This is a genomic window from Streptomyces thermovulgaris (assembly GCF_002155915.1).
GTDB classification, from domain to species: domain Bacteria; phylum Actinomycetota; class Actinomycetes; order Streptomycetales; family Streptomycetaceae; genus Streptomyces; species Streptomyces thermovulgaris.
Genome location: NZ_MUME01000065.1, coordinates 1 through 8,846 on the forward strand (window position 1 = coordinate 1; position 8,846 = coordinate 8,846).

At 70.8% G+C, this 8,846-nt stretch carries 8 protein-coding genes and 1 CRISPR repeat array; of the genes, 6 read left to right on the plus strand and 2 right to left on the minus strand.

Going from position 1 to position 8,846, the window contains the following annotated elements:
- Positions 1-113: 113 nt before the first annotated feature.
- Both CCN35_RS06770 and iolC read right to left on the minus strand, forming a co-directional pair.
- Positions 114-992: a Cgl0159 family (beta/alpha)8-fold protein gene (locus tag CCN35_RS06770; RefSeq protein WP_086791833.1), complete on the minus strand. Its 879-nt coding sequence runs from the start codon at positions 990-992 to the stop codon at positions 114-116.
- A gap of 13 nt (positions 993-1,005) precedes the next feature.
- Positions 1,006-1,968, minus strand: coding sequence for a 5-dehydro-2-deoxygluconokinase (iolC, locus tag CCN35_RS06775; RefSeq protein WP_086791835.1), 963 nt, complete (start codon positions 1,966-1,968; stop codon positions 1,006-1,008).
- A 323-nt stretch (positions 1,969-2,291) separates the two neighbouring features.
- On the opposite strand from iolC, the gene CCN35_RS06780 reads away from it, so the two are divergent.
- The 6 genes from CCN35_RS06780 (at position 2,292) to CCN35_RS06805 (ending at position 8,039) form a co-directional block, all read left to right on the plus strand.
- The gene (locus CCN35_RS06780) at positions 2,292-3,305 is read left to right on the plus strand and encodes a sugar ABC transporter substrate-binding protein (RefSeq protein WP_086791837.1); all 1,014 of its coding nucleotides are present in this window, start codon (positions 2,292-2,294) and stop codon (positions 3,303-3,305) included.
- Positions 3,305-4,381 (plus strand): ABC transporter permease, encoded by a 1,077-nt coding sequence (locus CCN35_RS06785; RefSeq protein WP_169721338.1) that lies wholly within the window; start codon positions 3,305-3,307, stop codon positions 4,379-4,381. Before CCN35_RS06780 ends, CCN35_RS06785 begins: the two co-directional genes overlap by 1 nt.
- 5 nt (positions 4,382-4,386) lie before the next feature.
- Positions 4,387-5,328 carry an ATP-binding cassette domain-containing protein gene (locus CCN35_RS06790; RefSeq protein WP_067394290.1) on the plus strand — a complete coding sequence of 314 codons (942 nt, stop codon included), beginning with the start codon at positions 4,387-4,389 and terminating at the stop codon, positions 5,326-5,328.
- A 1-nt stretch (position 5,329) separates the two neighbouring features.
- On the plus strand, positions 5,330-6,232 hold the full coding sequence (locus CCN35_RS06795) for a sugar phosphate isomerase/epimerase family protein (protein WP_086791843.1): 903 nt from the start codon (positions 5,330-5,332) through the stop codon (positions 6,230-6,232).
- A gap of 101 nt (positions 6,233-6,333) precedes the next feature.
- Positions 6,334-7,335: a Gfo/Idh/MocA family protein gene (locus CCN35_RS06800; protein ID WP_268877199.1), complete on the plus strand. Its 1,002-nt coding sequence runs from the start codon at positions 6,334-6,336 to the stop codon at positions 7,333-7,335.
- A 98-nt stretch (positions 7,336-7,433) separates the two neighbouring features.
- Positions 7,434-8,039: a GOLPH3/VPS74 family protein gene (locus tag CCN35_RS06805; RefSeq protein ID WP_067394093.1), complete on the plus strand. Its 606-nt coding sequence runs from the start codon at positions 7,434-7,436 to the stop codon at positions 8,037-8,039.
- Positions 8,040-8,217: 178 nt separating this feature from the next.
- Positions 8,218-8,795: direct repeats of the CRISPR family, unit length 29 nt; unit sequence GGGACCATCCCCGCGGGTGCGGGGAGCAG.
- The last annotated feature ends 51 nt before the right edge of the window (positions 8,796-8,846 follow it).

The window sequence follows — 8,846 nt, forward strand, 5'->3', positions numbered from 1 at the left end:
AGGGGCTGGTCACGGGATCCTCCTTGTCACGGCGGGCACGGGGCGTTCCGGTACGGGGCGCCCGGGTGCGGCGTGCCCGGGCACGGTGCTGTCGGACGGCGCGGCGCACGGGGTCACAGCAGGCTCACGGCGGTGTCCACCGCGGTCTCCACACTGCCCTCGGCCGGGTACAGCAGCGACCGGCCGACGACCAGGCCCTGGACGGTGGGGAGCCGGAGGGCCTTGCGCCAGCGCTCGTAGGCGCCCTCCTGGTCGCGGCCGACCTCGCCGCCGAGCAGGACGACCGGCAGGGTGGAGGTCTGCAGCACCTCGGCCATGTCGTCCGGGTTCTCGGTGACGGGAAGCTTCAGCCAGGTGTAGGCGGAGGTGCCGCCCAGGCCCGAGGCGATGGCGATGGAGCGGGTGACGGCCTCGGCGGACAGGTCGTTGGTGACCCTGCCGTCGATGCGGCGGGAGACGAACGGCTCGACGAACACCGGCAGACGCAGCTCGGCCATCTCGTCGATGGCCCGCGCGGCGGACTCCATGGTGTCCAGCGACCCCGGGTCGTCGTAGTCGATGCGCAGCAGCAGCTTGCCCGCGTCGAAGCGGAGCCGGGCGATGTCACGGGCCCGGTGACCGGTGAAGCGGTCGTCCATCTCGAAGGACGCGCCCGCCAGACCGCCGCGGTTCATCGAGCCCATGACGACCTTGCCGTCGAGCACCCCGAGGAGCAGCAGGTCCTCCAGGATGTCGGCGGTGGCGAGCACCCCGTCGACGCCGGGCCGTGACAGCGCGATGCACAGGCGCTCGAGCAGGTCGGCGCGGTTGGCCATGGCGAGTCTGCGGTCGCCGACGCCGAGCGCCCCGCGTGCGGGGTGGTCGGCGGCCACGATCATCAGCCGGCCGCTGTCGCCGATCAGCGGGCGACGCGTGCGGCGTGCGGCCGCCTCGGCGACGGCCTCGGGATGCCGGGCCCGGACCGCGGTCAGGTCGGGGATGCTGAAGGTCACCAGGTAGCTCCGTTCAGGGGGTGGCTCGCGCGAGGAGGTCGTCGATCTCCGCCTCGGTGGGCATCGCGGAGGAGCAGGCGAGACGGGAGGCGACAAGGGCGCCGGCCGCATTGGCGTACCGCATGGTCCTCGTCAGGTCCCAGCCGGCCAGCAGTCCGTGGCACAGCGAACCGCCGAAGGCGTCGCCGGCGCCGAGGCCGTTGACGACCTCGACGGGCACCGGCGGGACCTCGGCGCGGGTGCCGTCCCGGCGCACCGCGAGGACGCCCTTGGGGCCCTGCTTGACGACGGCCAGCTCCACACCGGCCTCCAGCAGTGCCTCGGCGCAGGCCTCGGGCTCGCGCACACCGGTGGCGATCTCGCACTCGTCGACGTTGCCGACGGCCACGGTGACGTGCCGCAGCGCCTCGGCGTAGTACGGGCGGGCATGGTCGGGATCACGCCAGAACATCGGCCGCCAGTCGAGGTCGAACACCGTGATGCCCGCCTTGTCGCGCGCCATGAGGGCGGCCAGCGTGGCGGAGCGGCTGGGCTCCTCGCTCAGACCGGTGCCGGTGATCCAGAAGATCCGGGCGGCCCGGATGGCGGAGAGGTCCAGCTCGTCGGTGCGGATCTCCAGGTCCGGCGCCTTGGGCCGGCGGTAGAAGTAGAGAGGGAAATCGTCCGGCGGAAAAATCTCGCAGAAGGTCACCGGGGTCGGGTACTGCGCGACCGGTGCGACCCAGCGGTCGTCGACACCGAATTCCTTCAGCGCCTTGTGCAGATAGACGCCGAAGGGATCGTCGCCGGTGCGGGTGATCACTGCGGAGGAGCGGCCGAGCCGGGCCGCGGCGACGGCCACGTTGGCGGCCGAACCGCCCAGGAACTTGCCGAAAGTCTCCACCTGGGCCAGGGGCACACCGGACTGCAGGGGATAGAGATCGACGCCGATGCGTCCCATCGTGATCAAATCGAAAGGCTGGGCTGACTCGTCCATGTGCAAAGCTCCTTGAGCTGGGCGGGGGCATGGCTCTCGGACGAGCCCGCGACAATGGAGACGCGGGTCCGGGGACCTGCCGTTTCCCAGATGTAGGGCTCCGGGGCCGCACTGTCAATAGTTTGTACTTACATTCGGACTAGCTCGTGAAATGATGTCTTAACAAAGCATTGACAGCAGGCGCGTCACCGGATTGGATCCGGTCCCAACGCGATGGCCGCGCACGCGGCACATGGCCCGGAACTGTCCCCCAGCGGCTCCGGACCGCCGGATCGTCCCGATTCCTTTCCTTTCCCCCCGTACCACAGTGAGGTGCAGGACAGATGGACCGCTCTTCTCGCTCCCGCAGACTCGCCTCCGTCGTGGCCATGGCCGCGGCAGCGGCCCTGACCCTCGCCGGCTGCTCCAGCAGCTCGGGCGGGAAGAAGGCGGAGGAGGGCGGGAACGCCGCCTCGGCCGGCAAGGCCACCACGCCCCGGATGACGGTCGCGCTGATCACGCACCAGGCCCCCGGTGACACCTTCTGGGACATCGTCCGCAAGGGCGCGGAGGCCGCCGCCGCCAAGGACAACGTCAAGCTCGTCTACACCGCCGACCCCAACGCCGGAAACCAGGCCAACCTGGTGCAGAACGCCATCGACCAGAAGGTCGACGGCATCGCCGTCACCCTCGCCAAGCCGGACGCGATGAAGAGCGTCCTGGCCAAGGCCGAGAGCAGCGGCATACCCGTGGTCGGCCTCAACTCCGGCATGGGCGAGTGGCAGAAGCTCGGCCTGATGTCGTTCTTCGGCCAGGACGAGTCCGTCTCGGGCGAGGCCTTCGGCAAGAAGCTCAACGAGGTCGGCGCCAAGAAGACCGTCTGCGTGATCCACGAGCAGGGCAACGTCGGCCTGGACCAGCGCTGCAGCGGCCTGAAGAAGACGTTCAAGGGCTCCACCCAGATCCTGTACGTCAACGGCGCCGACATGCCGTCGGTGAAGTCGACCATCACCGCCAAGCTCAAGCAGGACAAGAGCATCGACTACGTGGCCACCCTCGGTGCCCCCATCGCCATGACCGCGGTGCAGTCGGTGGGCGACGCCGGCAGCAAGGCGAAGGTCGCCACCTTCGACCTCAACAAGGAGCTGACCGGCGCCATCAAGAAGGGCGACATCGAGTTCGCCGTCGACCAGCAGCCCTACCTGCAGGGCTACCTCGCGGTCGACGCCCTGTGGCTCTACAAGAACAACGGCAACTACAGCGGCGGCGGCGAGCAGCCGGTGCTGACCGGCCCCGCTTTCGTCGACAAGTCCAACGTCGACAGGATCGCCGAATTCGCCGAGAAGGGTACTCGGTGATCGACATGACCCAGCAGGCCGCGCCGGCGGTGGCCACACCGCCGGCCCCCGGCTCCCGGCAGACCGACGGCCGCACCATACGGCGTCCGCTGGTGCTGCGGCTGCTCGCCCGCCCGGAGGTGGGGGTCTTCCTCGGCGCCGTCGCCGTGTTCGTCTTCTTCCTCGTCATGGCACCGCCGGTGCGTGACGGCAGCTCGATGGCGAACATCCTGTACCAGTCCTCGACCATCGGGATCATGGCGCTCCCGGTGGCCCTGCTGATGATCGGCGGCGAGTTCGACCTGTCGTCCGGCGTCGCCGTGATCACCTCGGCGCTCACCGCCAGCATGCTCAGCTACCAGCTGACGCTGAACGTCTGGGTCGGCGTGGTCGTCGCCCTGGTCGTGTCGCTCGCGGTCGGCCTGTTCAACGGCTGGATGCTGGTGCGGACCGGACTGCCGAGCTTCCTCGTCACCCTGGGCACCTTCCTGATCCTCCAGGGCACGAATCTCGCCGTCACCCGGCTGGTCACCCACAACGTCGCCACCGACGACATCAGCGACATGGACGGCTTCGACCAGGCCAAGGCGATCTTCGCCTCCTCCTTCGAGATCGGCGGGATCCAGGTGAAGATCACTGTCGTGTGGTGGCTGTTCTTCGCGGCCCTCGCCACCTGGGTGCTGCTGCGCACCAAGTACGGCAACTGGATCTTCGCGGTGGGCGGCAACAAGGACTCCGCCCGCGCGGTCGGCGTCCCCGTCACCTTCACCAAGATCAGCCTGTTCATGCTGGTCGGTTTCGGCGCCTGGTTCGTCGGCATGCACCAGCTGTTCTCCTTCAACGCCGTGCAGTCCGGCGAGGGCGTCGGCCAGGAGCTCATCTACATCGCCGCGGCCGTCATCGGCGGCTGCCTGCTCACCGGCGGCTACGGCTCCGCCATCGGCCCGGTCTTCGGCGCCTTCATGTTCGGCATGGTGCAGCAGGGCATCGTCTACGCCGGCTGGAACCCCGACTGGTTCAAGACCTTCCTCGGCGTGATGCTGCTCGGCGCCGTCCTCATCAATCTGTGGGTCCACCGCACGGCGACCCGGAGGTGACCGCCATGACCACCGACAACACCGCAGCCCGCGGCGCCGCCCCGAAGGACGCGAAGGACGCCCCGAAGGACACCCCGCCCACGGCGGACCGGCCCGTCGTCGAACTCCGCGGCGCCGGCAAGTCCTACGGCAACATCCGCGCCCTGCACGGTGTCGACCTCGCCGTCCACCCCGGCAAGGTCACCTGCGTCCTCGGCGACAACGGCGCCGGCAAGTCCACCCTCATCAAAATCATCTCCGGGCTGCACCAGCACACCGAGGGCGAGTTCCTCGTCGACGGCGAACCGGTCCGCTTCACCACCCCCCGCGAAGCCCTCGACCGGGGCATCGCCACCGTCTACCAGGACCTCGCCACCGTCCCGCTCATGCCGGTGTGGCGCAACTTCTTCCTCGGCTCCGAGATGACCAAGGGCCCCTGGCCCTTCCGGCGCCTCGACATCGCCCGCATGAAGAGGACCGCGGACGAGGAACTGCGCAACATGGGCATCGTCCTGGACGACCTGGAACAGCCCATCGGCACCCTCTCCGGCGGCCAGCGCCAGTGCGTGGCCATCGCCCGCGCCGTCTACTTCGGCGCCCGCGTCCTCATCCTGGACGAGCCCACCGCCGCCCTCGGCGTCAAGCAGTCCGGGGTCGTCCTCAAGTACATCGCCGCCGCCCGCGACCGCGGCCTCGGCGTCATCTTCATCACCCACAACCCCCACCACGCCTACATGGTCGGCGACCACTTCAGCGTGCTGCGCCTGGGCACCCTCGAGCTCTCCGCCGCACGCGACGAGGTCACCCTCGAGGAGCTGACCAACCACATGGCCGGCGGCGCCGAACTCGCCGCCCTCAAGCACGAACTCTCGCAGGTCCGAGGCGTCGACGTCGAGGAACTCCCCGACGCGGAAGACCTCACAGCGTCCGCCGCGCCCGCGGCGGCGCCTTCGGAAGGGAAGTCCTGACATGACCCCTGTGCTGGACCGCATCCGGGTCGGTTCCGCCCCCGACTCCTGGGGCGTCTGGTTCGCCGACGACCCCCAGCAGGTGCCCTGGCAGCGCTTCCTCGACGAGGTCGCCGAGGCCGGCTACTCCTGGATCGAGCTCGGCCCCTACGGCTATCTGCCGACCGACCCGGTCCGGCTCACCGACGAGCTGGACCGGCGCAGCCTCAAGGTCTCGGCGGGCACGGTCTTCACCGGCCTGCACCGCGGCCCGGCGGTGTGGGAGTCCACCTGGGAGCACGTCAGCCAGGTGGCCTCCCTCACCCAGGCCATGGGCGCCAGGCACCTCGTGGTCATCCCCTCCTTCTGGCGGGACGACAAGACCGCCGAGATCCTGGAGCCGCCGGAGCTGACCGCCGAGCAGTGGGGCCACCTGGCCCGGGGCATGGAACGGCTCGGACGCCAGGTCAAGGAGACGTACGGCCTCGACATCGTCGTGCACCCGCACGCCGACACCCACATCGACACCGAGGCCAACGTCGAACGCTTCCTGGACTCCACCGACTCCGACCTGGTCAACCTGTGCCTGGACACCGGGCACTACGCCTACTGCGGCGGCGACAGCGTCAAGCTGATCGAGACCTACGGCGAACGCATCGGCTACCTGCACCTCAAGCAGGTCGACCCGGACATCCTCGCCGAGGTGGTGGCGAACGAACTGCCCTTCGGACCGGCGGTCCGGCGCGGCGTGATGTGCGAGCCGCCCGGCGGCGTACCGGCCCTGGAACCCGTCCTGCAGGCCGCACAGAACCTCGGCGTGGACCTGTTCGCGATCGTCGAGCAGGACATGTACCCGTGCGACCCGGACAAGCCGCTGCCCATCGCGGTGCGCACCCGCAAGTTCCTCAGGTCCTGCGGAGCCTGACCACCCGAGGGGGACCCTCCATGGCCCGGTCGTCGACGCCCCCGACGCCACCGACACCACCGGCACCACCGACGCCGCCGGCGCCCTCGACGTCACCACCCCTGAACGTCGCCGTCATCGGCGCCGGCCGGATGGGCGCCGACCACGCGCGCCGCATCCACGAGGTCATCAGCGGAGCCCGGGTGAGCGCCGTCGTCGACGTCGACGCGGCACGCGCCGAGGCCGTCGCGGCCCGCGTCGGGGGCTGCCCCGCCCACACCGACCCGGCCGCGGCGATGGCGGCGGCCGACGTCGACGCGGTGCTCATCGCCTCACCGGGCGCCGCCCACGAGGCGGCGCTGCTGGCGGCCCTCGACCACGACCTGCCCGTCCTGTGCGAGAAACCGCTCACCCCGGACACCGCCTCCGCCCTGCGTGTGCTTCAGGCCGAGCAGAGGCTGGGCCGGCGGCGCATCCAGGTGGGCTTCATGCGGCGCTACGACACCGAGTACATCGAACTCCACCGGCTGCTGCGGACCGGCCGACTGGGCCGCCCTCTGCTGCTGCACCACCGTCACCGCAATGCGGCCAGCCCCTCCGGCTGGACCAGCGACATGCTGATCAGGGACTCGGTCGCCCACGAGGCGGACATCACCCGCTGGCTGCTCGGCCAGGAGATCACAGCGGTGACGGTCCTGCGCCCCACCCCGTCCGCCCACGCCCCGGACGGCCTCCAGGACCCGCAGTTCGTGATCCTCGAAACCGCCGACGGCGCCCTCGCCGACGTGGAGATCTTCGTCAACTGCGGCTTCGGCTACCAGGTCCAGGCCGAGGCCGTCTGCGAACGGGGCACGGCCCGCGTCGGCGACGGCCACGCCATGGTCACCCACATGGCCGGCCGCTGGGGCGGCACCATCCACCAGGACTACCTCGAACGCTTCGCCGCCGCCTACGACCGCGAGGTCCAGGCCTGGGTCGACGCCACCCGCCGCGGCGAGACCACCGGCCCCACCGCCTGGGACGGCTATGTGGCCGCCGCCGTCTGCGAAGCGGGCGTCCGGTCCCTGACGGAGGGCGGCCGGGTGGAGGTGGACCTGGCGGAACGCCCGGCGCTGTACGGGTGACACACCCGGCGCCCCGCCAGCCGGCCGCGCTACAGTCGGCCCGTACACGCACACACGGGCGTCGGCAGGCGGGCGCGTCCTCGGCGAGGAGCATCATCATGAGCACAGCGCGTGACCTGGTGATCGTGGCCCTGGACGTGAAGCCGAGCCGCCCGCTGGAACGCGGGGACCTCTCCCTGGCCCTGGCCGGCGCCGAGACCTACGACCTGCTGCGGGCCGGGACCCTGACCCTGGACGGCGACCGCATCGTGCCGCGGCCGCAGCCGGAACCCGACGACCGCCTGCTGCACGAGGCCGCCGCCTCCCTCAGACGGCAGGTGCCGTACGAAACCCTCCAGGACTGGCTCTGGCGACGCGGCAACGGCCTGACCTCGGCCTACCTGACCGCCCTGGAACAGGAGGGCCGGCTCACCTGGGAACGCGGCCGCTGGCTGCCCGTCCGCGGCGGCCGCCCGGTCCTCGCCGACACCCCGGCCCGACGCCGCGCCGCCTGCCGCTGGGCGGCCGACGAACCGGTGCTCCTCACCCTGGCGGCGGCCGTCGGCATCCTCGACGAACCGGCCACCACGGAACCGGGCATCACCGACGACGCGACCCTCACCGTCCTCGCCGCCGTCCACGACGCGGTGATGGAACTGGAGGCGGTACGCCAGCGCCGCGCCATCGAGGACGCGGCATTCGCCAACCTCTGGCGGGGCGTGTAGCCGGGCGGCCTCATCCGCCGCGCAGCGGCTGGGACGGTACCGGGTACGGCTGCTCCTGACGTTCATGCTGCTTCCGTACTTTGCCGCCATTTCGCCGTGCTTTTGGTGCTGTTGGCTTCAGAGCCATCCCCGCGGGTGCGGGGCAGAGCTCCGTGACCATGTCGTTGACCACCGGGTGGGGACCATCCCCGCGGGTGCGGGGAGCAGGCAGCGGCGGAGACAAGATCGGGAGTCGGGAAGGGACCATCCCCGCGGGTGCGGGGAGCAGGTCGAGCCGGTCAGCTCGAGGTTCACCGCCTCGGGACCATCCCCGCGGGTGCGGGGAGCAGCCGCCCGCGGTTTTCAGGGCGGTGGCGCGGGAGGGACCATCCCCGCGGGTGCGGGGAGCAGGACATGGCCGCCCCGTGCGGGGAGCCGGGCACGGGACCATCCCCGCGGGTGCGGGGAGCAGATCGCCGACAGCTACGGCACCTGGGAGGACGTGGGACCATCCCCGCGGGTGCGGGGAGCAGCCCATGATTCCTCCTGGTTGGTGAGTGGATGGGGGACCATCCCCGCGGGTGCGGGGAGCAGTAGGTCGTCTCGTGCCCGCGCAGGCGGGGGTCGGGACCATCCCCGCGGGTGCGGGGAGCAGTCATCGATCAGACGTGGACCGGGAGCCGGGACGGGACCATCCCCGCGGGTGCGGGGAGCAGAACCCGACACAGATGATCACGGCGAGTATGGGCGGACCATCCCCGCGGGTGCGGGGAGCAGCAAGTGGCACTCGGTGGACGGCACGGACGACGGGGACCATCCCCGCGGGTG

Bases quoted from the DNA above. Each gene is read 5' to 3' on its own strand.
- CCN35_RS06805 (WP_067394093.1), top strand. From the start codon at position 7,434: ATGAGCACAGCGCGTGACCTGGTGATCGTGGCCCTGGACGTGAAGCCG.
- CCN35_RS06780 (WP_086791837.1), top strand. From the start codon at position 2,292: ATGGACCGCTCTTCTCGCTCCCGCAGACTCGCCTCCGTCGTGGCCATG.
- CCN35_RS06790 (WP_067394290.1), top strand. From the start codon at position 4,387: ATGACCACCGACAACACCGCAGCCCGCGGCGCCGCCCCGAAGGACGCG.
- iolC (WP_086791835.1), bottom strand. From the start codon at position 1,968: ATGGACGAGTCAGCCCAGCCTTTCGATTTGATCACGATGGGACGCATC.
- CCN35_RS06795 (WP_086791843.1), top strand. From the start codon at position 5,330: ATGACCCCTGTGCTGGACCGCATCCGGGTCGGTTCCGCCCCCGACTCC.